We start from the raw sequence: 20,550 nt of genomic DNA, 5'->3' as shown, positions 1-20,550 counted from the left end.
CGCAGCATGATTTGCTGCGTGCCCCGGCGCACCGCCGTTTGCCCGGTGCGGTGCGCGGGCAGCGGGCAAACGGTTCTTCGGAAGATTGCCCGCGCCAGCGAAGCCGGCCTGCCCGGGAAGCGGCGCACAGCCGGCTTGCCGGGCACATGCCGGTGCAACGTGAAGGAGGCGGAGGTGATGCACTTCCTGTCCGGTGCCGGCACGTTCGCACCGGGCGGCCAGGACGCGCTCGAGTTCGGCGCGGGCGATACGCTGTTCTTCGCCGCGAGTACCGGGGGGCTATGGCAGGTGCGCGAGGCGCCGCGCAAGGTGTGCGTGAGCTTCTGATGCCGACGGCCGGCCACGTGCACGGGCTTTCCCGGGCATCGCAGCGGGCCGCCGGTGGGCTGCGCGACGGCACGCATCGCGCAGCCGGCGCGTGGCTTACAGCCCGAGTTGCGTCGCGAGGTGGCCGATGTCCGACACCTCGTAGTAGTTGTAAAACGGCGTGCCCGGCTCATGGCCGCGGTTGACGAACGCCTTGTGCTTGATACCGAGATCCTCGGCCGTCATCAGGTCGTAGCGCAGGCTCGACGACACGTGCAGCACGTCCTCCGGCTTGCAGCCGAGCTTGCCGAACATGTATTCGAAGCCCTGCATCCGCGGCTTGTACGACTGCGCCTGTTGCGCGGTGAACACCGCATGGAACGGCGCGCCGAGTTTGTCGACGTTGCTCATGATCTGGTCGTCCGACGCGTTCGACAGGATCACGAGCTTGTACTTCGTCGCGAGCCGCGACAGGCCCGCCGGCACGTCCGGATGTGGGCCCCACGTCGGCACTGCATGATAGAAACGCTCGGCCTCGGCTTCGTCGAATTTCGTGCCGACCCGCGCACAGGTGCGCCGGATCGCGTTGACGACGACGTCGCGATACGGCTTCCACGCACCGAGCACCTCGTCAAGCCGGTAGGCGGCGAACGCACGCACGAATTCCTCGAGCGCGACGGGTGACAGCCGGTCCGCATAGACCTCCCGCGCCATGTCGGCCATCCGGAAGCGGGTAAGCGTGCCGTAGCAGTCGAACGTGATGAACTTCGGTTCAAATTGGATCATGGTGACGTCCTGTCGGTGTGAAGCCCCGGCAGGGCCGGGGACGGGCTGGGTTGTACGGAATTGAACCAAGGCAAAAAATCCTTCGCGCATCGTTCGGCGCCGCTCAAAACGCAGAATCGCCGCGTGTTGCGCGCGCTGCACGGCACGATCTGCGGTGCGCTCCCGCGCGGTGCGCGCCGGCCGGCCGGCGGGGCGCGTGAAACCGCGACGCGGGTGCCCGGCTCGGCCGCAACGCGGTGCGACGCGGCAGCGAGCGGTGCGCCACCGTGCTTCAATCCTACTGGCGTTCATGCAGCAGAAGCTGCCGGAATGACTGGCCGGGCCGGCACGAACCGCGCGTTCCGGCGCGCCGATCGAGCCGGTTTGCGTCGAACTCGCCCGACCGGCCGCAGCCGCCGCAAAACAGGCGAATCGTCCTATCCGGGCCGCAACGGCGCTGGCACAGTGAACGCGTCATTCCTACCCATCCGGAGTCCGGCGTGGCCGACCTCAATCCTTCCAGCAAGCTCACCTATCGCCCGTTCGCCGAAACCGACCTGCCCGCCGCGCACCGGCTGTCGGAGGCGGTCAAGTGGCCGCACCGGCTCGACGACTGGCGCTTCGCATTCCAGCTCGGCAGCGGCTTCGTCGCCGAAGACGAAGCCGGCATCGTCGGCACCGCGCTCGGCTGGCCCTTCGGCGAGTCGCACGCATCGCTCGGCATGGTGATCGTGTCGCCCGAGCGACAGGGCCGCGGCATCGGCCGCGAACTGCTCGCGCGCGTCGTCGACAGTCTCGGCGCGCGGACCGTGTTCCTCCATGCGACGCCGGCCGGCGAGCCGCTCTATGTGAAGTTCGGCTTCGGCGCGATCGGCACGATCGACCAGCACCAGGGCGCCGCGTTCCAGCCGCCGCTGATCTCGCTGCCGCCCGGCGAGCGCATGCGGCCGCTCGGCACCACCGACGGCCCGCGTCTCGCCGCGCTCGCATCGCGCGCGGCCGGCTACCCGCGCGACGCGGTGATCGATGCGCTGCTCGGCGTCGCCAACGGGATCGCGCTCGATCGCGACGGCGAACTGCTCGGCTTCGCGCTGTTCCGCCGTTTCGGCCGCGGCCACGTGATCGGCCCGGTGATCGCGCCGGACACGCTGCGCGCGCAGGCGCTGATCAGCCACTGGCTCGCGCTGCACGAAGGCATGTTCGTGCGCCTCGACGTGCCGGGCGACAGCGGGCTGTCGGACTGGCTACAGGGGCTCGGCCTGCCGCGCGTCGATACCGTCGTCGCGATGGCGCGCGGCGCGGCGCCCGCCGGCGATCCGGCGCTGCGCACGTTCGCCATCGTCAACCAGGCGCTCGGCTGAGCGGCGCGCGCGATGAGCTTTCTCTACAAGGCCGACCCGGTGCGCGGCACGCAATGGGCGCAGCGCTTCGCGCAACACGCGCCGGACCTCGCGTTCCGGATCTGGCCCGACATCGGCGATCCGCACGCGGTGCGCTACCTTGCCGCATGGCAGCCGCCCGACGACCCGGTCGCACTGCTGCCGAACCTGGAGATCGTGTTTTCGGTCGGCGCGGGCATCGATCAATTCGACCTGTCGCGCGTGCCCGCGCACATTCCGGTCGTGCGGATGATCGAGCCGGGCATCGTCGACGGGATGGTCGAATACGTGACGCAGGCGGTGCTGACGATTCACCGCGACCTGTTCGACTATGCGGCGCAGCAGCGCGCGCAAGTGTGGCGCGAGAAGCCGGTGCGCGCGGCCACGTCGCGACGCGTCGGCGTGCTCGGCCTCGGCACGCTCGGGCAGGCCGTGCTCGACACGCTGCGGCGCTTCGGTTTCCCGTGCGCAGGCTGGAGCCGCACGCCGCGCACGCTCGACGGCATCGACTGCTACGCGGGCGACGCGGCGCTCGACACGTTCCTGGCCCGCACCGACATCCTGATCTGCCTGCTGCCGCTCACCGACGGCACGCGCGGCCTGCTCGGCGCGCGCGTGTTCGACGCGCTGCCGGCCGGCGCATCGCTCGTGCAGGTCGGGCGCGGCCCGCAGCTCGATGCGACCGCGCTGCTCGCCGCGCTCGACAGCGGCCGCCTCGACAGCGCGATCCTCGACGTGACGGACCCGGAGCCGTTGCCGGCCGGCCACCCGTTCTGGACGCATCCGCGCGTTCGCATCACGCCGCACATTGCCAGCGCGACGCGGCCCGACACCGCGGTCGACGCCGTGCTCGCGAACCTCGCGCGCCATCGCGCGGGGCAGCCGATGATCGGCGTCGTCGATCGCGCGCGCGGTTACTGACGCGCGCGGCCGGCGCGGCGGGGCGCGCAGCAGAAAATGTCGAAGCACCCCGGGAAAACGCCGCTTTCGTACGTTTCCGGCCGCAAATTGAAGGCACGTGCGGATTTCTCGCCCGGTAGCATGAACTCACGCTGACACCCGACGAGAGTCCCGCCCTGCCATGAACCAAGCCGCGCTGATCGAAGCCGATCGTCAACACCTGATCCACCCTGTCGTCAACTATCGTGCGCACGAGGCGCGCGGCGTCACCGTGCTCGCATCCGCGGACGGCGTGTTCCTGCGCGACGCAGACGGCCACACGCTGCTCGATGCGTTCTCGGGCCTGTGGTGCGTGAACGTCGGCTACGGCCGCGACAGCATCGTGCAGGCCGCCGCCGAGCAGATGGCGAAGCTGCCCTACGCGACCGGCTATTTTCATTTCGGCTCGCAGCCCGCGATCGAGCTGGCCGAACGGCTCGCGGCGCTGGCGCCGCCGTCGCTGAACCGCGTGTATTTCACGCTCGGCGGCTCGGATGCGATCGACTCCGCCGTGCGTTTCATCACGCACTATTTCAACGCGACCGGCCGCCCGTCGAAAAAGCAGATGATTGCGCTCGAGCGCGGCTACCACGGCTCGTCGTCGATCGGCGCCGGCCTCACCGCGCTGCCCGCGTTCCACCGTCACTTCGACCTGCCGCGCGCGGACCAGCATCACATCCCGTCGCCCTACCCGTATCGCCACCCGCTCGGCGACGATTCGCAGGCGCTGATCGCCGCGTCGGTCGCCGCGCTCGAAGCGAAGGTCGCCGAGCTCGGCGCGGACAACGTCGCGGCATTCTTCTGCGAGCCCGTGCAGGGTTCCGGCGGCGTGATCGTGCCGCCGGCCGGCTGGCTGAAGGCGATGCGCGACGCGTGCCGGCGCCTCGGCATCCTGTTCGTCGCCGACGAGGTGATCACCGGCTTCGGTCGCACGGGCCCGCTGTTCGCGTGCGAAGCCGAGCAGGTCGACCCGGACCTGATGACCGTCGCGAAGGGGTTGACCGCCGGCTATGCGCCGATGGGCGCGGTGCTGATGTCCGACGAAATCTATGAAGGGATCGCGGGCACCCGCGCCGATTCGCCCGCGGTCGGCCACGGCTATACGTATTCCGCGCATCCGGTCAGCGCCGCGATCGGCCTCGAGGTGCTGAAGCTCTATCACGAAGGCGGGCTGCTCGCGAACGGCCAGGCGCTGGCGCCGCGTTTCGCCGCGGGGCTCGATGCGCTGCGCGCGCATCCGCTCGTGGGCGACTCGCGTTCGGTCGGCCTGCTCGGCGCGCTCGAACTGGTGGCCGACAAGGCACGCAAGATCCGCTTCGATCCGGCGCTGGGCGTGCCCGACAAGATCGCCGCCGCCGCGTACGCGAACGGCGTGGTGTTTCGCGCATTCGGCGACGGCGTGCTCGGTTTTGCGCCGGCGCTGAGCTTCACCGCGGGCGAGTTCGACCTGATGTTCGAGCGCGTGGGAAAGACGCTCGACGACGTGCTGGCCGACCCGGGCGTGCAGCGCGCGCTCGACGCCGCGCACGCGCTGCCGGCGTGAGCCCGTCAAGGGAAAGCCGGGCTTGTGGCGGCAATCGTTCGACTCTAAAGTAACCGGACATTCCATTTTTTCCCTCTCACGCGACCATGACGGACAGCAAGCTAGATCGCATCGACCTGCGCATCCTCTCCCAGTTGCAAAAGCGCGGCCGCATGACCAACGTCGAACTGGCCGATGCGGTCGGGCTGTCGCCCAGTCCTTGCCTGATCCGCGTGAAGCGGCTCGAGAAGGCCGGCTATATCTCCGGCTACGGTGCGCACATCCAGCTCGAGAAACTCGGCGACGTGCAGGTCGTGTTTACCGAGGTCACGCTGGCCGACCACCGGCGCGAGGACTTCGACCGTTTCGTCGCGGCGATCCGCAATGTCGACGAGATCGTCGAGTGCCACCTCGCGAGCGGCGGCTACGACTATCTGCTGAAATTCATCACGCGCAGCGTGAGCCATTACCAGACGATCGTCGAAGGGCTGCTCGAGCAGAACATCGGCATCGAGAAGTATTTCAGTTACGTGATCATCAAGTCGCCGTTCGTCAAACGGCACTACCCGCTCGAATCGCTGTTCGGCGAACGTCACTGACGGACAGCGTGCGGCATCCACGCGCGCGACGGTCCGCCGTCCGCGCGGGATAGTCGCGCGCCCGCGCCGCTGGCGTCGTCGCCGAATCGCTCCATCCAAGGATCTGTCATGCCGCTTACGCTGTCTCGAACCGAACTCGTTCGCACCGCCAACCTGATCGACGGCAATTGGCGCGACGCGCTCGACGGCCGCCGTTTCGACGTCACCGATCCGGCCACGCTCGAGACCGTTGCCCACGCACCCGACAGCGGCGCCGCCGACGCGCGCGCCGCGACCGACGCGGCGGCACGCGCGCTGCCCGCCTGGCGTGCAACGCCCGCTCGCGAACGGGCCGCGATCCTGCGTGCGTGGCACGCGGCGATCGTCGCGCACACCGACGATCTCGCAAGGCTGATGTCGCGCGAACAGGGCAAGCCGCTCGCCGAAGCGCGCGGTGAAGTCGCCTACGGCGCATCGTACGTGCTGTGGTTCGCCGAGGAGGCGACGCGCACCTACGGCGACCTGATTCCGCAACAGCAGCGCGGCAAACGGCTCAGTGCGGTCAAGGAGCCGATCGGCATCGTCGCCGCGATCACGCCGTGGAATTTCCCGCTCGCGATGATCGCGCGCAAGATCGCGCCCGCGCTGGCCGCGGGCTGCACGGTCGTCGCGAAGCCGGCCGAAGACACGCCGCTCACCGCGCTCGCGCTGGCCTTCCTCGCGCAGGAAGCCGGCGTGCCGGCCGGCGTGCTGAACATGATTGCCGCGTCGCGCGAACGCGGCATCGATGCCGTGGCCGACTGGCTCGCCGACGGCCGCGTGCGCAAGATCACGTTCACCGGATCCACCCCGGTCGGCAAGCTGCTCGCGCGCGAATCGGCGGCAACGCTGAAGAAGCTGTCGCTCGAGCTCGGCGGCAATGCGCCATTCATCGTGTTCGACGATGCCGAACTCGATGCCGCGGTCGACGGGCTGATGGCCGCCAAGTTCCGCAATGGCGGTCAGACCTGCGTGTCGCCGAATCGCGTGTACGTGCAGGCCGGCGTCTACGATGCGTTCGCCGCGAAGCTCGCCGCGCGCGTCGCCGCGCTGAAGGTCGCGCCGGCGACCGACCCGGCCGCGCAGATCGGCCCGATGATCAACGCGCGTGCGGTGGACAAGATCGCGCGCCACGTCGGCGACGCGATCGAGCGCGGCGCGCGCGTGCTCGCCGGCGGCAAGCGTCTGGCCGAACTCGGCCCGAACTTTTACGCACCGACGGTGCTCGCCGACGCGACTGCCCACATGCAACTGAACTGCGAGGAAACGTTCGGCCCGATCGCGGCGTTGTTTCGCTTCGATACCGAGGACGAGGCCGTCGGCGCCGCGAACGACACGCCGTTCGGGCTCGCCGCGTATTTCTACACGCAGGATGTGCGGCGCATCGCGCGCGTGTCGGCGCGGCTCGAAACGGGCATCGTCGGCATCAACGAAGGCGCGCTCGCGAGCGAGGCCGCGCCGTTCGGCGGCGTGAAGGAATCGGGTTATGGTCGCGAAGGCTCGCGCTATGGCCTCGACGATTACCTGTCGATCAAGTACCTGTGCCAAGGCGGGCTCGATTGAATCCAGCCGAATCCTCGCGCCGCAACCTTGATGTCGATGGCGCGGTTTGCAGGTGGCGAGTACGGCGCCGTTGAGCACGTTCAGTGCGGCAACAGCGTGGTGGCGCCGTGACGACAGAGTCGTGGGTAACGCCTTCGACGTAGCCGAAACCCATCGGCGACGATGCGCTCGTCGATGGCCACCCCCTCCGGGCACTGGAAGAAATCGCTTCCGGGATCGTCGCCGGTATTCGCGGGGTAGCCGCGAAGGCGGCCAGTCGTGCGACGTCCGGACGGGCAGCGTCCGACATGACGCCCGCATCGATCGTGCGCTACCCCGCTTCGACATGCGGCCGGCTGGACGACATACGCCAGGCTCGGCGCACCAAGTCAGCTGACGGGTACCGCGCAAGCGCTGGGGATGGCCTCGCCGGCGCCTGCGTCGCCCCGTTGCGTCACCGTGCCGTCTCGGCCGTTTCCACGACCGGCAGCGGCCGGCTTGCGATCTTCTCGGCTTCCCCGCGCTTGAGCCCCAGCGTATGCAGCAGCGTCGCCGCCGTGCGTTCCGGAAAATGCTCTCCGCTAAAGCCGAGCTCCTTGAGCACGCCGGCCGCCGGCGCGCCCGGCGCGACGAAGTTGAGCTCGGCGGCAATTGCGGTCAGCACCGTACCGCCGACCGAAAGAAAGCCTATGAATGGGTCGGCGACCACGAAGCGCTTCTCGGCGATGCCGCGCTCGATATCCCGCAGCAGGCGCTGACCCAGGCCATGCGTCAGGACGCGCGCCGAAAACCCTTCGCGTATCAGGAAGTGCCCCCACACCGGCTCGCGCCGCGCGCGCATCAGCGTATGCCGTACCGAGACGGAAATGATTTCCGCCGGGTCGGACAAGCCGCTCGCCAGGCGATCGAGCGAATCCGCGAACTCCTCGAATACCGATTCCACGAGGGTGGCGTAGATCGCCTCCTTCGACTCGAAGTGGTTGTAGAACGAGCCAAAGCCGACGTCGGCGGCCTCGGTGATTTCGTTGATGGCGACGCCTTCCATGCCCTTCTCCGCCATCAGTCTGAGCGCGGCGTCCAGCAGGCGGGCACGGGTCTCGCGCTTGCGGCGCGCGCCACGCGGCTCGCGCTCTTCGGCGACCGCGGGATTGCTTGCCTCCGGGGCGGAGCGCTTTGGTGTCCGGCGACTCGGTGTATTCGTCATGACGTTTCCGATCCTTGTTCGTGCCCAAGTATAGATTCAAATGTCTACATTGACAAAATCATCAGCAATGACTTTAATGTCATCAAAGGCGGCGGAACACGGCCTCAGGAACTGATCGAACGACGAATGGAGATACGGTGGAGACACACATGCACACGGGCGCCAGCGCGTCCATTCACAACAGCTCGCTCTCGTCGCCGGAGTGCGGGCTGCCTTCGATGCTCGGCGCACCGATCGCAGGATTCGGGCCGGTCGGCGCCGCATCGGGCCATTTGTCGGCCAGTCGCGGCGCCGGCGACGAGGCGCGCCGCTCCCATGCGAAATCGACGATCGACCTCGCGGCATTCATGGTCCGGCCAATGATGTCGCGCGACGGTGAGATTGCATGCCTGCCGTTGCGCGGCAAGCCCCTCGATGCGACGGCGCCTGCCTTCGCGATTGCCATTCGATCTGCCTGATTGTCATCCGCCATGAAGCTGACCACCCCACAACCGGCTCGCCACCCTCACCCCACAACGAAGGCATCGGCGCTCGCCTATCTGATCTTCGATCGTCCCGATCTCGACGAGGCAGAGCGCTTTCTCAACGACTTCGGGCTCCGAACGGTGCTGCGGGACGACACGCAATTGCTGCTGCGCGGAACGGGCACCGCACACTTCTGTTATGTCGTTCGCCACGCGCCGAAGGCCCGCTTCGTCGGCTTCGGATTGCGGGTCGACAGCCGAGCCGATCTGGCGGCGCTCGCCAAAGTCCCTGGCGCGTCGGAGATCGAGGCATCGGATTGGCCCGGCGGCGGCCTTCGGGTGCGGCTCATCGATCCGTCGGGTTTTCGGGTCGACGCGATAGCGGGCCAGACAGTGGCCGACACGTTGCCGCATCGCGCTGCGCTCCCGTTCAACTCGGTCGACACACCCGTGCGGATCAACGAAACGCAGCGGCCGCCGGCGAGCGCGCCCGAGGTCATTCGGCTCGGACACGTCGTGCTCGAGCTGGCCGACTACCAGGAAACCTGCGCGTGGTACACGCAGCATTTCGGGTTCATCCCCAGCGATGTCCAGGTGCTGCCGGACGGCTCCCCTGCCGTTGCGTTCATGCGGCTCGATCTCGGCGACAGGCCGGCCGACCACCATACGCTCGCGCTCGCCCAAGGGTTCGTGCCGACTTATAGCCATAGCGCGTACGAACTGGTCGATGCCGATGCCGTCGGCATGGGCCAGCGCATGCTCCACGACAACGGGTGGGCGCACGCGTGGGGCATCGGCCGGCACATTCTCGGCAGCCAGATCTTCGACTATTGGCAGGACCCGTGGGGCGACAAGCACGAACACTATTGCGACGGCGACCTGTTTACCGCCGACGAGCCGACGGGCGTGCACGCGGTCAGCCGCGAAGCGATGGCGCAGTGGGGCCCGACGATGCCGCGCAGCTTCACGAAGCCCCGGCTCACGCCGTCGAGCCTCGCGGCGCTGTTTCGCAACCTGCGCCGCAGTCCCGATCTGACGGTCGGCAAGCTGCTGACCCTGGCGAAGCTGTTCGCCTGATCCCCATCCGCCTGTTCGACTCACGAGAGACTTATTCATGTCACTGCTTGTCCTGCACTTCCGGCATCATGGCCGTGCCCAATGGGGGGTGGTCGCCAACGGCGCCGTCACGCCGATTCCCGGCGACTTCGAGACAACCGCGAGCTTTCTCGCGGCGAATCCGGTTGAGCGACTCGCCACGCTCGACGGATCGACGATTCCGGAGTCAGACGTGGAGTGGCTGCCACCGGTCACAGCCAACCAGCAATTCGTTTGCCAGGGCGCGAATTATCGTCGGCACATGATCGAATCGGGCATGGATCCGGACGCGAAAAAGTTCAACATGATCTTCACGAAGGCGACGAGTTGCATCGTCGCCGCCGACTCACCGGTCGTGAAACCGCGGCACGTCCGGTTTCTCGACTACGAAATCGAGCTCGGCCTCATCCTCAAGCGCGACATCACGTCTCACCGGCAGATCACGGACGCGAACCTGCACGACTATGTCGCGGGCACCGTGATCGTCAACGACTATTCCGCGCGCGATGTACAGATCCCGCAGATGCAGTTCTACAAGGGCAAGAGCTTCCGGACGTTTGGCCCGGTCGGCCCCTATCTGTGCCTGCTCGAACGGCGTGACTTCCCGAAGCTGAAGGCGCTCGACCTGACGTTGACCGTCAACGGCGCGGTGCGTCAGCAGGACTCGACATCGAACCTCGTCTACGGTCCGGCGGAAACGTTGACCGAGTTGTCGGGCGTGCACGACCTTCGCGCCGGCGACCTGCTCGCGACCGGCACGCCGGCCGGCTGCGCACTCAGCATCCCGTCGCCGCTCAAGCAGCGAGCTGCCGCGCTTTTTCCCGAATCCGTCAAGTGGAAGATGTTCATGAAGGTGCAGGCAGGACGCGCGCAGTATCTGAAGGCCGGAGATATCGTCGAAGCCCGCATCGCGAGCCGCGATGGAACGATCGATCTGGGCGTGCAACGTAACGAGATCGTGGACGAAGCAGCATGAACGGCATCGCGACCCGGAACGACGTGCTGGCGATCGAAGCGCAGGGCTTTCCGCCCGGCCTCCCGGCCAGCACATACGAGATGATCTGCGCCGGTGCGGCCATCGATCCGTCCGCCCCCGCCCTCTCCTTTTTCATGACCGCCGATGCGCACCGCGACGCCGAGTGCTGGACCTATCGCGAGCTGGTTCGTGACATCACGCGCACGGCCAACATGTTCACGCGCCTCGGCGTGAGCTCGCATTCGGTGATCGCTTATGTGCTGCCCAATCTTCCCGAAACGCATTTCGTGATCTGGGGCGGGCAAGCGGCCGGCATCGTATGCGCGATCAATCCGCTCCTCGAAGGGGACGCGATAGGCAGTCTGCTCAAAGCGGCCGGCGCCAGCGTACTCGTGACGCTCGCGCCATTTCCCGGGGCCGATCTCTGGCAAAAAGTCGCGGAGATCCTTCATGAGGTCGAGCCGCTGCGGCATCTCGTGCTGGTCAATCCGGCCGATCGCGTGCGGGGCATGGCGCAGCCGGCGGCGCGCACGCTCCAGCACGACGCGTGTGCGCAGCTGTACGGCGATGGCGGTTTGCGCAGCGCGGTGCCTGCGCACATCCGGATTCACGACTTCGGTACGGCAATCGCGCGGGAATCCGGTACGGCGCTCGACAATGCGCGCCGCATTCAACCTGGCGACATGTCCTCCTTCTTCTGTACCGGTGGAACCACCGGGTTGCCGAAAATCGCGATGCGCAGCCACGGCAACGAAGTGGCGAATGCATGGAGCGCCGGGCGGTTCTTCGGCGACAGTATCGGCCCCGGCAAAGCGACTTTTTGCGGCTTGCCGCTCTTTCACGTCAATGCCGCGATGGTGACCGGCCTCCTGCCTTTCTCGCGCGGCGCCCATGTCGTGCTCGGCACACCGCAGGGTTACCGAGGCGACGGCGTCGTCAAACGTTTCTGGGAAATCGTCGAACATCACCACATCAATTTCTTCAGTGGCGTCCCGACGCTTTATGCTTCGCTGCTCGACATTCCTGTCGACGATCATGTGATCGACTCGCTCGAATACGGCCTGTGCGGTGCCGCGCCGATGCCGGTCGGCGTCTTCAGGGCCTTCCAGGAAAAAACGGGCATCCGGATTCTCGAAGGTTACGGCCTGACCGAAGGAACGTGCGTGAGCAGCGTCAACCCGCCGACCGGCGAGCGTCGGCTGGGATCGATCGGGCTTCGCATCCCCTTCCAGGCGATGAAGGCAGTCGTCGTGGACGATGCGGGACGGTATCTGCGCGACTGCGCAGCTAACGAGGAGGGGCTGCTCGTCATCTCCGGGCCGAACGTCTTCACCGGCTACACGCGTCCCGACCAGAACAAGGCCCTGTGGCTCGATCTCGGCGACGGCAAGCGCTGGCTCAACACCGGCGACCTCGGCCGCTGCGACAGCGACGGTTACTTCTGGCTGACCGGCCGCAAGAAGGAGTTGATCATTCGCGGCGGACACAATATCGACCCGGCGACGATCGAGGAACCGCTGCATCGACACCCGGCGGTCCAGATCGCCGCGGCAATCGGGCGCCCCGATGCCTATGCCGGCGAGTTGCCGGTCGCGTATGTTCAGCTCAAGCCCGGTATGACCGCTACCGAGCACGATCTGCACGTGTTCATGCAGCGGGAGATCGCTGAACGCGCCGCCCTGCCCAGGCATGTCCGAATCGTCGAAGCGATCCCGCTCACAGGCGTCGGCAAGATATTCAAACCGGAACTCAAGCGCCGAGAGACGAGTGACGCGCTCCGCACGGCATTGGACCAGGGCGGAGCCCCCGGCGCATCAGTCAACGTCGAGACCAGTGATTCCGGCGGAATGTCGGTCGTGGTCGAGCTGAGCAATCCCGCACTCGAGACTGCGGCGCGCTTCGTGCTGGGGCGCTTTCCGTTTGCGTTTTCAATCTCGTTCGCCGCGAAACCAATTCGATCGCCCGATCCGACAGCAACAGATCTGCGGTGACGGCGGCGCGCGACTAGCCGCGACAACACAAATTCCGAGAGCGGCTCGTCATGACCAATAAGGTATCCAGATTATCTGCAGTTCTTGAATCGCATCGAGACAGAGGAGACGAAAATTGGATTTCACGCGAACGATGCATTTTGCAGGCGTGGCGGTTTGTATCTGCACGGCCGCACTTGCCGACCATGCAGATGCGCAGACGGCCGGAAGCATCACGACATCGGTTGGATGGCTGCACATCTCGCCCCAGGGCAACGCGACGCCCTTGACCGTGCAAAGTGTTGGCGGCGTAACGGTGAATCAGCAAATGGCCGGTACCGGGGCGCATGCCAGCTCGACGGATACGATGGGAATCACCACCGAGTACTACGTCACCGACAACGTTGGTGTCGCCATGTTGTTCGGACTGCCACTGAAAGTCAATCTGGCCGGTGACGGGACGTTGCAGAAGTATGGCACCCTCGGCACGACAAGGCCGATGCCGCCCGCCATCGAGCTTCGATATCACCTGTTTTCAGCCGCATCGAAATTCCGTCCGTACGCAGGACTTGGCGTGAACTACACGTGGTTCACCCAGGTGCGGGCAACCAATCGCCAGTTTGTCTCCGACAGCTTTGGGCCGGGTGGCTCGGCGCGCGCGACACTCAGCGCATCGTGGAACCCCGTGTTCGAGATCGGGGCGAGTTACGCGATGACCAAACATTGGTCTGTCGGTACTTCTGTCGGCTACATGCCGGTGAAGACCCACCTCACGTTATACGGACAGACCGCGACCGGGACGCAGATCGTTTCCAAATCGACGCTCCGACTCCATCCCGTCAGCGTTTTCCTGAACGTCGCTTATACGTTCTAGCGGGTGCGACCCGATGCCAGCCCCCCCGCATGGAAGCAACACTTTGGATCGAACGATGAAACGACAGGCTCTCAAGACCATTCTTTTTGCATTGCCCAAGGTTCTGGACCTGACGGCGCGCCGCTTCCCCGCCTATCGCGATCGCCTCAAGGAGCGCAATCTCGTTGCGTGGATCGGGCTCATGGATCAAAGCATCGGTCGCGCCATCGAGTTCAGGAATGGCCGCATTCGGTCGCGCGCCGGCAAGCATCCGCGGCCCGACGTGCGCATGTCCTTCAAGGACGTCGCCACCGCCCTGAAGTTCCTTTCCCCGAGCCCGGACCAGGGCGAAATCGTCCACGCCGCCAAGAACTTCAAGGTGGTCACCGAGGGCGAGGACGAACTGCTGGTCTGGCTCATGCAAACCCTGAGCATGATGCGCACCGTCGGCCTGACGATGGGCACGCCCATGCGCGACGGCACCCGACGCTACACGACCTGTACCAATGGCGGGCCCCTGTTCGTCTACGTCAAGGATGGCCGCATCGTCCGCGTGACGCCCATCGAGCTGGACGATACGGACGCGTCGAGTTGGGTGATCGAGGCACGTGGACGCCGCTTCAGCCCGCCACGGCGTGGATTGGTCGCGCCCCACGCGTTGACCCTCAAGTCGCTGGTCTACTCCGACAAGCGCATCCTTCACCCGATGAAGCGGGTCGACTTCGACCCCGACGGCGAGCGCAACCCACAGAACCGCGGCAAGTCCGGCTATGTGCGTATCAGCTGGGACGAAGCCCTGGACATCGTCGCCAGGGAGATCAACCGGCAGAAGCGTGTTCACGGCCCCGGCTCCATCACGTTCCCGATGTCGTCCCATCACCAGTGGGGCAACGTCGGCTACTACCTCAGCGCGCTGACGCGATTCGCCAACCTGATCGGCTTCACCCGGGTCGCCGCGAACCCGGACAGCTGGGAAGGCTGGTACTGGGGCGCCATGCATCATTTCGGCAACGCGATGCGCGTCGGCGTGCCCTCCGGCTATGGCGGCCTCGAGGATGGTCTCAAGGAAGCCGAAATGATCGTGTTCTGGTCCTGCGACCCCGAAAGTACCAACGGGGCCTACGCAGGATTCGAGGGAACCCCGCGCCGCCTGTGGGCCAAGGAGCTCGGCATCGAGTTCGTTCACATCGACCCGCACTGCAATCCCACCGCACAGCTGCTGGGCGGCCGCTGGATCCCGATCCGGCCGCAAACCGATGCCGCCCTGGCGACCGCCATCATGTACGTGTGGACCGTGGAGGGCCTTTACGACAAGGATTACGTCGCGACGCGCACGACCGGTTTCGACGATTGGAAAGCCTACCTTCTGGGCGAAACCGACGGTATCCCCAAGACTCCCGAGTGGCAGGAGGGCGAGACAGGCGTGCCGGCCAAGGATGCCCGCGCACTCGCGCGCCTATGGGGCAGGAAAAAGGTTCATCTCGCCGTCGGGATGACCGGCGCGGGATTCGGTGGCGCGGGCCGCGGGGCGACCGGGGCGCAATGGGCGCGCTGCATGATCATGATGATGTCCATGCAGGGCTGGGGCAAGCCGGGGGTGAATTTCGGCTGCCTCGAAATCGGCGTCCCGCACGATCTCCAGTTCTACTTCCCCGGCTACGCGGACGGCGGCATTTCGGGCGACCTGGCGTGGACCGCCAATGCGGTGGACAACTACCAGCGCATGCCGCATATCCTGACCATGAATCCCGTCAAGCAGATGGTGCCGCGACAGCAGATGCCCGATGCGATTCTCAACGGTCACGCTGCCGGCTATCTCTGGGACGGCATGTCCCAGGAAGCCCAGTTTGCGCCGTTCACCTACCCGATGCCCGGCTATTCGCCGATCCGCATGATCTATCGCTACGGCGGATCCGCGTTCAGCACCGTGACGAATTCCGGACGCTGGACGCAGGCCTACCGGCATTCGAGCATCGAGTTCGTCGTCAATCAGTCGATCTGGATGGAAGGCGAAGCCCGGTTCGCCGACATCATCCTGCCCGCCTGCACTTCGCTGGAGCGCTGGGACATTGGCGAATGGGCGAACTCGGGTGGCTACGCGCACCATGGGTATGGCACGGTCAACCATCGCATGCTGACGCTGCAGCACAAGTGCATCGAACCCTTGGGCGAGTCCCGTTCCGACTACGACATTTTCACCGCCATCCTGACCCGGTTGGGACTGGGTGGCGTTTTCACCGAAGGCTGCGGCGATCTCGACTGGGTCAAGCGCGTCTTCGACTCGTCGGATCTGCCCGATCACATCTCGTGGCGAGCGTTCTGCCGCAAGGGCTACTTCGTCGTGCCGCCCGAAAAGCCCGAGCTGCGCCATCCCGTGGACATGCGCTGGTATGCGGAAGACAGGAAGAAGGACCTGCCGGAACCTCATCCGCTGCCGTCACAGTTCTCGGAAAAGTTCGGCAAGGGCCTGCAGACGCCGAGCGGCAAGCTGGAGTTCGTGCCCGAGTTGCTGAAGCGACACACGGCGGACAATCCCGAGCGGCCGCCGCTCAACCGATATATCCCCTCCTGGGAGGGTCTGCGCTCGGACCTGGCCCGGCGCTACCCGCTGCAATTGATCGCCACCCACAGCCGCTACAGCTTTCATACCCTTGGTGACGGAAAAAATTCCGCAGTGAACGGCATCGACGATCATCGCGCGCTGATCGCGGGGCACCGGTTCTGGCTCCTGAGGCTCAATCCGGCTGACGCCGCCATTCGACGCATTGCGCATCGCGATCTCGTCAAAGTACACAACGACCGCGGCGCTGTGATCTGTGCGGCCGATGTCTCGCCCCTGGTGAACGCTGGAGTGGTGAAATCCTACGAGGCGAGCGCTGAATTTCAGCTGATCGAAATCGACGGCGAGCAAGTCGAGATTGGCGGTTGCATGAACATGCTGACCCCCGACCGGCCGCAGACCTCCGGCACCAGCAGCATGAGCCCGAATTCCTGCCTGGTGCAGGTCGAGAAATGGCGCGGTGCCGAGGCGTTCATGCTCGGTCGCGCAGCGTGAGGAATTTCAAATGAGCAAGTGGAACCTGATTATCAAAGTCGGCCGTTGCGAAAACTGCCAGAACTGCGTGATCGCCGCGCGGGACGAGCACGTCGGCAATGACTTCCCCGGTTACGCGGCACCCGCCGCGGCCAACGCCGAGAGCCTCATCCGCATCGTGCGTCGTGTACAGGGTGCTTCGCATATGATCGAGACCACTTATCTGCCGGTCATGTGCAACCACTGCGACGACGCGCCCTGCATGCGTGTGGGCGGTAGCGCCATTCGCAAGCGCGCCGACGGCATCGTCATCATCGATCCGGACAAGGCGCGAGGCCGAAAGGACATCGTGAAGGCGTGCCCCTACAAGGCGATCGTCTGGAACGAAGAACTGCAACTGCCCCAGATCTGGATCTTCGATGCGCATTTGCTCGACCAGGGCTGGTCCGGCCCGCGTTGTCAGCAGTCGTGCCCCACCGATGTATTCGAGACGGTCAGGCTCGATGACACGGCGATGGCCGAGAAGGCCCGGCGCGAGGGACTCAAGGTATTGCGCCCCAACCTGGGCACGAAGCCCCGCGTGTGGTACAGCGGCCTCGAGCGCTGGGAAACGTGCTTCATCGGCGGAAGTATCAGTGTTGTGCAGGCAGGAAACGTGGTCGAGTGTGTCGCGGAGGCGGCCGTCGACTTGTATGCCGGTCATCTGCAGGTAGCCGAAACCGTCTCGGACGGCTTCGGCGATTTCCGGTTCGACGGCCTGGCCAAGGGCAGCGGCCTCTACAGAGTCAAAATCCGACATGCCCTCGGCAATGCATGGCGCGAGTGTGAATTGGGCGACAGCGCGTACCTGGGCGAGATCAGGCTCAGTCAGTCGACAAACCCCGTGGCGATCGAGTGCTCATGATCCGAGCAAGGCCGGACGCTGCGGTCATCGCACCGATCTCCGTGGCGCGGCCCGCGCCTGCACGCGCGCCTGGATCGCGCGCGCGCCTTCGCCCTGCGATCGCCACGGCCGGCCTTCCAGTACGCTCACGGTCGCGATGCAGGGCAACGACTCGAACGCTTCGATCGATGACGGTTGCCCATACGCGTCGATCACCGACGCTCGGGAAGCTCATCAGCGGTTTCACGACGCACGCGCTGTCCGGCAGCGCCCCGCGGCCGACGACGACCGCGGGGGGGCCGGGGCGACGACTGCCACGCGCTACGCGCCGGCACTGCTCACGATGGCGTTTGATTCCACTGCATCCGGCTGATCGTCGTCGTCCCGCCCTCTTCGCGATAATTCTTGATTTTGCGTTTGATCGACGCGACTGCGTCGGAGGCGTGCGGGCATATCGATGACGATTTGCCCGCACGTCGCCGGGCGGGCGTGCCTCGCTGAACATGCCGGCACGCACCGCGATACCCGGTCAGCCAAGCCGATAAACACGCGTGACGGTCCCCCGGAACAGCGCGTCGCGCTCGTCCGCGCTCGCCTGCGCGGTCAGCCGCTTGAACGCATTCCAGCCGTTCGCGTACGAATACGAGCCCTTGTCGACCGGGAAATTGCTCTCGAACATGCAGCGCTCGGCGCCGAACGCATCGATGCACGTCATCATCCACGGCTTCCATGCATCGGCGAGATGCGTGGAAGACGGCGGCCGCGCGCCCTTCTCGAAATCGAAACCGTTGATGCGCATCCCGAGCCCGCCGACCTTCACGTACACGTTCGGCAGTTGCGCGAGCATGCGCATCGACGCCGACCAGTGCTTGAACACCTCCGGCCGCCTGTCCGCATAGCTCGCGATCCGCACGACGCCGCCGCAGTGGTTGACGATGATCTTCGTTTCGGGGTTCGCCTTCGCCAGATCGAACAGTTCGGGTAACTGAGGAAAGAACAGCCACGCGTCGTACGACAGCCCGAGCGGCGCGAGCTGCGCGACGCCGGCCCGGTACGCGGGATCGAGCAGCAGCCCGCGCGGCACTGCCGACAGCGGATTGGCAAGCGTCGGATCGGCATCCCACGTGGTCAGGTGCCGCACCCCGCGAAAGCGCCCGCGCCCCGCTTCGAGATGCGCTTCCAGCACGTCGCGCACCCGTGCGCCGAGCCGCAGGTCCGCGTAGCCGACGATGCCTTTCGCGACGGCCGGTTTGCCGTGCCGGAGCGGCTCGGTCACGCCGGCGACATAGGCCGTCTCGCCGGCCGGCTTCAGTTCGGCCGGGCCTGCCTCGCGGTAGCGCGTCTGCGCCTGCATGTAGACCGACGCCTGGATGTTGTGGCCCGACGACCGCGCGTCCTGCAGATAGTCGTCGAGCAGGTAGATCCAGCCCGGCCGTTCATAGAAATGATGATGCGCGTCGACGATCGGCAGGTCGGGCTCGAGCGCGGGTTCGAGCGCCGACGCGAGCCAGTCGGGGCGCACCGCGAGATAGTTGCTTTGCGTCGTCATGCGGGAAGCTCCATGTTGGGCCGGCGCGCGCGTATCGACGCACCCGGGCAGCGCGAGCGACGCGGCGGCCGCGCCGAGCAGCCGGCGTCGCTTGATCGAAACCGTCGTGTCCATGTCATTCGCTCCGTTCGAACGCATACAGCGACAGCGTGAGCAGCGTCGTGATCGCCAGCACGATCGCGAGGCCGAGCATGCCGGCCGTGAAGGTGCCGAAGCTGTCCTTCAGGTAGCCGACCAGATAAGGGCCCGCGAAGCCGCCGAGCGCGCCGATCGAGTTGATCAGCGCGAGCCCGCCGGCCGCCGCCTGGCCGGACAGGAAGCGCGACGGCAGCGTGTAGAAGATCGTGCGGCCGGCAATCGTGCCGATCAGCGCGAGCGTGATGCCGGCGAGCGCGGGGCCGAGCGTCAGGAAATGCGTCGACACGCCGAGCGCCACCGCGCCGATGCACAGCCCGATGGCCAGGTTCCCGACCGGGCTGCCGCGGCGGTCCACCCGCTTCGCCCACCACAGCAGCGCGACCGTCGCGAAGAAGTACGGCACCGAGGACAGCCAGCCCGTCTGCATCGTCGACATGCCGTGCGCCTTCAGCATCTGCGGCAGCCAGATGCCGATCCCGTACGAGCCCATCGTGAAGCCGAACGAGATCAGCGCGAGCACGTACACGCGCACGTCGCGCAGCGCGACGCCGAAACGCTTCTTGCGGCTGGCGGCCGCGCTTTCGCGCTCGAACGCGCGCCGCAGCGCGGCACGCTCGTCGTCCGTCAGCCACGCGGCATCGGCGGGCGAGTCGGACAGCAGCTTCAGCACGAGAAAGCCGAGCGCGCACGCCGGCAGCCCTTCGACGATGAACATCCACTTCCAGCCCGCGAGCCCGAGCGCGCCGTCGAGCTGCAGCAGCCACGTCGACAGCGGGCCGCCGATCAGCGACGACAGCGGCGTCGACACGGTGAACCACGCGAGCACGCGCGTGCGGTAGCTCGCCGGAAACCACACGGCGAGGAAGAAGATCACGCCGGGAAAGAACCCGGCCTCGCCGATGCCGAGCAGCAGCCGGATCGCGTAGAAGCTGGTCGGCCCGGCCGCGAGCGCGGTCGCGGCCGCCATCAGCCCCCACGTGATCATGATGCGGGCGAGCCAGCGGCGCGCGCCGAAGCGGTACAGCGCGAGATTGCTCGGCACCTCGAACAGGCAGTAGCCGGCGAACATGATCCCCGCGCCCCAGCCGAACTGCGTCGCGGTCAGCCCGAGATCGCGGTTCATCGTGAGTGCCGCGAACCCGACGCTCGTGCGGTCCAGATAGTTGAAGAAATACGCGAGCGCGAGCAGCGGAATGAAGCGCCATGCGGCCTTGCGCACGGCCCGCTGCTCGACCGACGCGTCGGTCTCGCGATCGGCGGCCAGCGCCGGGGATGCGGATGTCATGGTTGTCTCCTGGATGGGGCGGCCCGCGC

Annotated in this window: 17 protein-coding genes and 1 pseudogene; 13 read left to right on the top strand and 5 right to left on the bottom strand. The window is 66.4% G+C overall.

Going from position 1 to position 20,550, the window contains the following annotated elements:
- The first annotated feature begins 6 nt into the window (after window positions 1-6).
- Window positions 7-327: a cupin domain-containing protein gene (locus HWY45_RS37180; RefSeq protein ID WP_081069726.1), complete on the top strand. Its 321-nt coding sequence runs from the start codon at window positions 7-9 to the stop codon at window positions 325-327.
- 96 nt (window positions 328-423) lie between these two features.
- Here HWY45_RS37180 and HWY45_RS22445 read toward each other — a convergent pair whose 3' ends face one another.
- On the bottom strand, window positions 424-1,092 hold the full coding sequence (locus tag HWY45_RS22445) for a haloacid dehalogenase type II (protein ID WP_059557535.1): 669 nt from the start codon (window positions 1,090-1,092) through the stop codon (window positions 424-426).
- A 479-nt stretch (window positions 1,093-1,571) separates the two neighbouring features.
- Here HWY45_RS22445 and HWY45_RS22440 point away from each other — a divergent pair, with 479 nt between their 5' ends.
- The 5 genes from HWY45_RS22440 to HWY45_RS22420 all read left to right on the top strand — a co-directional run bounded on the left by HWY45_RS22440 (window position 1,572) and on the right by HWY45_RS22420 (window position 7,091).
- Window positions 1,572-2,432: a GNAT family N-acetyltransferase gene (locus HWY45_RS22440; RefSeq protein WP_059880392.1), complete on the top strand. Its 861-nt coding sequence runs from the start codon at window positions 1,572-1,574 to the stop codon at window positions 2,430-2,432.
- 12 nt (window positions 2,433-2,444) lie between these two features.
- Entirely contained in the window at window positions 2,445-3,371 is a 927-nt protein-coding gene (locus HWY45_RS22435) for a 2-hydroxyacid dehydrogenase (protein ID WP_059557530.1), read from the top strand.
- A gap of 160 nt (window positions 3,372-3,531) precedes the next feature.
- The gene (locus HWY45_RS22430; protein ID WP_059880395.1) at window positions 3,532-4,932 is read left to right on the top strand and encodes an aspartate aminotransferase family protein; all 1,401 of its coding nucleotides are present in this window, start codon (window positions 3,532-3,534) and stop codon (window positions 4,930-4,932) included.
- An 86-nt stretch (window positions 4,933-5,018) separates the two neighbouring features.
- Entirely contained in the window at window positions 5,019-5,510 is a 492-nt protein-coding gene (locus HWY45_RS22425; RefSeq protein ID WP_059880397.1) for an Lrp/AsnC family transcriptional regulator, read from the top strand.
- Window positions 5,511-5,618: 108 nt separating this feature from the next.
- Window positions 5,619-7,091: an NAD-dependent succinate-semialdehyde dehydrogenase gene (locus HWY45_RS22420; RefSeq protein ID WP_059880400.1), complete on the top strand. Its 1,473-nt coding sequence runs from the start codon at window positions 5,619-5,621 to the stop codon at window positions 7,089-7,091.
- Here HWY45_RS22420 and HWY45_RS22415 read toward each other — a convergent pair.
- Window positions 7,041-7,263: pseudogene (locus HWY45_RS22415) on the bottom strand (IS630 family transposase); the annotation flags it as partial. The gene HWY45_RS22420 and the pseudogene HWY45_RS22415 sit on opposite strands and share 51 nt — an antisense overlap.
- Window positions 7,264-7,524: 261 nt before the next feature.
- A complete protein-coding gene (locus HWY45_RS22410; RefSeq protein ID WP_059880403.1) occupies window positions 7,525-8,274 on the bottom strand; it encodes a TetR/AcrR family transcriptional regulator in 750 nt (249 codons plus the stop codon).
- 149 nt (window positions 8,275-8,423) lie between these two features.
- On the opposite strand from HWY45_RS22410, the gene HWY45_RS22405 reads away from it, so the two are divergent.
- The 7 genes from HWY45_RS22405 (at window position 8,424) to HWY45_RS22375 (ending at window position 17,570) form a co-directional block, all read left to right on the top strand.
- Complete coding sequence (locus HWY45_RS22405) at window positions 8,424-8,732, top strand: hypothetical protein (RefSeq protein ID WP_081069717.1); 309 nt, start codon at window positions 8,424-8,426, stop codon at window positions 8,730-8,732.
- Between the two features lie 12 nt (window positions 8,733-8,744).
- A complete protein-coding gene (locus HWY45_RS22400) occupies window positions 8,745-9,815 on the top strand; it encodes a VOC family protein (protein WP_059880408.1) in 1,071 nt (356 codons plus the stop codon).
- Window positions 9,816-9,852: 37 nt separating this feature from the next.
- A complete protein-coding gene (locus HWY45_RS22395; protein ID WP_059880410.1) occupies window positions 9,853-10,809 on the top strand; it encodes a fumarylacetoacetate hydrolase family protein in 957 nt (318 codons plus the stop codon).
- Window positions 10,806-12,800, top strand: coding sequence for an acyl-CoA synthetase (locus tag HWY45_RS22390; protein ID WP_059880412.1), 1,995 nt, complete (start codon window positions 10,806-10,808; stop codon window positions 12,798-12,800). Before HWY45_RS22395 ends, HWY45_RS22390 begins: the two co-directional genes overlap by 4 nt.
- Before the next feature lie 115 nt (window positions 12,801-12,915).
- A complete protein-coding gene (locus HWY45_RS22385) occupies window positions 12,916-13,653 on the top strand; it encodes an OmpW/AlkL family protein (RefSeq protein WP_059880415.1) in 738 nt (245 codons plus the stop codon).
- Window positions 13,654-13,708: 55 nt separating this feature from the next.
- Complete coding sequence (locus HWY45_RS22380) at window positions 13,709-16,687, top strand: molybdopterin-dependent oxidoreductase (RefSeq protein ID WP_059880422.1); 2,979 nt, start codon at window positions 13,709-13,711, stop codon at window positions 16,685-16,687.
- 10 nt (window positions 16,688-16,697) lie between these two features.
- Entirely contained in the window at window positions 16,698-17,570 is an 873-nt protein-coding gene (locus HWY45_RS22375) for a 4Fe-4S dicluster domain-containing protein (protein WP_059880425.1), read from the top strand.
- Between the two features lie 508 nt (window positions 17,571-18,078).
- Here HWY45_RS22375 and HWY45_RS22370 read toward each other — a convergent pair.
- On the bottom strand, window positions 18,079-19,212 hold the full coding sequence (locus HWY45_RS22370; RefSeq protein ID WP_059880429.1) for an amidohydrolase family protein: 1,134 nt from the start codon (window positions 19,210-19,212) through the stop codon (window positions 18,079-18,081).
- Between the two features lies 1 nt (window position 19,213).
- Complete coding sequence (locus tag HWY45_RS22365) at window positions 19,214-20,521, bottom strand: MFS transporter (RefSeq protein ID WP_059880432.1); 1,308 nt, start codon at window positions 20,519-20,521, stop codon at window positions 19,214-19,216.
- Window positions 20,522-20,550: the final 29 nt, after the last annotated feature.

This window comes from Burkholderia stagnalis (genome assembly GCF_902830275.1).
GTDB lineage: Bacteria > Pseudomonadota > Gammaproteobacteria > Burkholderiales > Burkholderiaceae > Burkholderia > Burkholderia stagnalis.
The sequence above is the reverse complement of the archived record's forward strand: the minus strand, read 5'-3'. Positions and strand labels throughout refer to the sequence as shown.

What these genes read in the sequence shown, in the direction of transcription:
- HWY45_RS37180 (WP_081069726.1), top strand. Translation starts at nt 7, where the DNA reads ATGATTTGCTGCGTGCCCCGGCGCACCGCCGTTTGCCCGGTGCGGTGC.
- HWY45_RS22445 (WP_059557535.1), bottom strand. Translation starts at nt 1,092, where the DNA reads ATGATCCAATTTGAACCGAAGTTCATCACGTTCGACTGCTACGGCACG.
- HWY45_RS22435 (WP_059557530.1), top strand. Translation starts at nt 2,445, where the DNA reads ATGAGCTTTCTCTACAAGGCCGACCCGGTGCGCGGCACGCAATGGGCG.
- HWY45_RS22430 (WP_059880395.1), top strand. Translation starts at nt 3,532, where the DNA reads ATGAACCAAGCCGCGCTGATCGAAGCCGATCGTCAACACCTGATCCAC.
- HWY45_RS22425 (WP_059880397.1), top strand. Translation starts at nt 5,019, where the DNA reads ATGACGGACAGCAAGCTAGATCGCATCGACCTGCGCATCCTCTCCCAG.
- HWY45_RS22420 (WP_059880400.1), top strand. Translation starts at nt 5,619, where the DNA reads ATGCCGCTTACGCTGTCTCGAACCGAACTCGTTCGCACCGCCAACCTG.
- HWY45_RS22410 (WP_059880403.1), bottom strand. Translation starts at nt 8,274, where the DNA reads ATGACGAATACACCGAGTCGCCGGACACCAAAGCGCTCCGCCCCGGAG.
- HWY45_RS22405 (WP_081069717.1), top strand. Translation starts at nt 8,424, where the DNA reads ATGCACACGGGCGCCAGCGCGTCCATTCACAACAGCTCGCTCTCGTCG.
- HWY45_RS22400 (WP_059880408.1), top strand. Translation starts at nt 8,745, where the DNA reads ATGAAGCTGACCACCCCACAACCGGCTCGCCACCCTCACCCCACAACG.
- HWY45_RS22395 (WP_059880410.1), top strand. Translation starts at nt 9,853, where the DNA reads ATGTCACTGCTTGTCCTGCACTTCCGGCATCATGGCCGTGCCCAATGG.
- HWY45_RS22390 (WP_059880412.1), top strand. Translation starts at nt 10,806, where the DNA reads ATGAACGGCATCGCGACCCGGAACGACGTGCTGGCGATCGAAGCGCAG.
- HWY45_RS22380 (WP_059880422.1), top strand. Translation starts at nt 13,709, where the DNA reads ATGAAACGACAGGCTCTCAAGACCATTCTTTTTGCATTGCCCAAGGTT.
- HWY45_RS22375 (WP_059880425.1), top strand. Translation starts at nt 16,698, where the DNA reads ATGAGCAAGTGGAACCTGATTATCAAAGTCGGCCGTTGCGAAAACTGC.
- HWY45_RS22370 (WP_059880429.1), bottom strand. Translation starts at nt 19,212, where the DNA reads ATGGACACGACGGTTTCGATCAAGCGACGCCGGCTGCTCGGCGCGGCC.
- HWY45_RS22365 (WP_059880432.1), bottom strand. Translation starts at nt 20,521, where the DNA reads ATGACATCCGCATCCCCGGCGCTGGCCGCCGATCGCGAGACCGACGCG.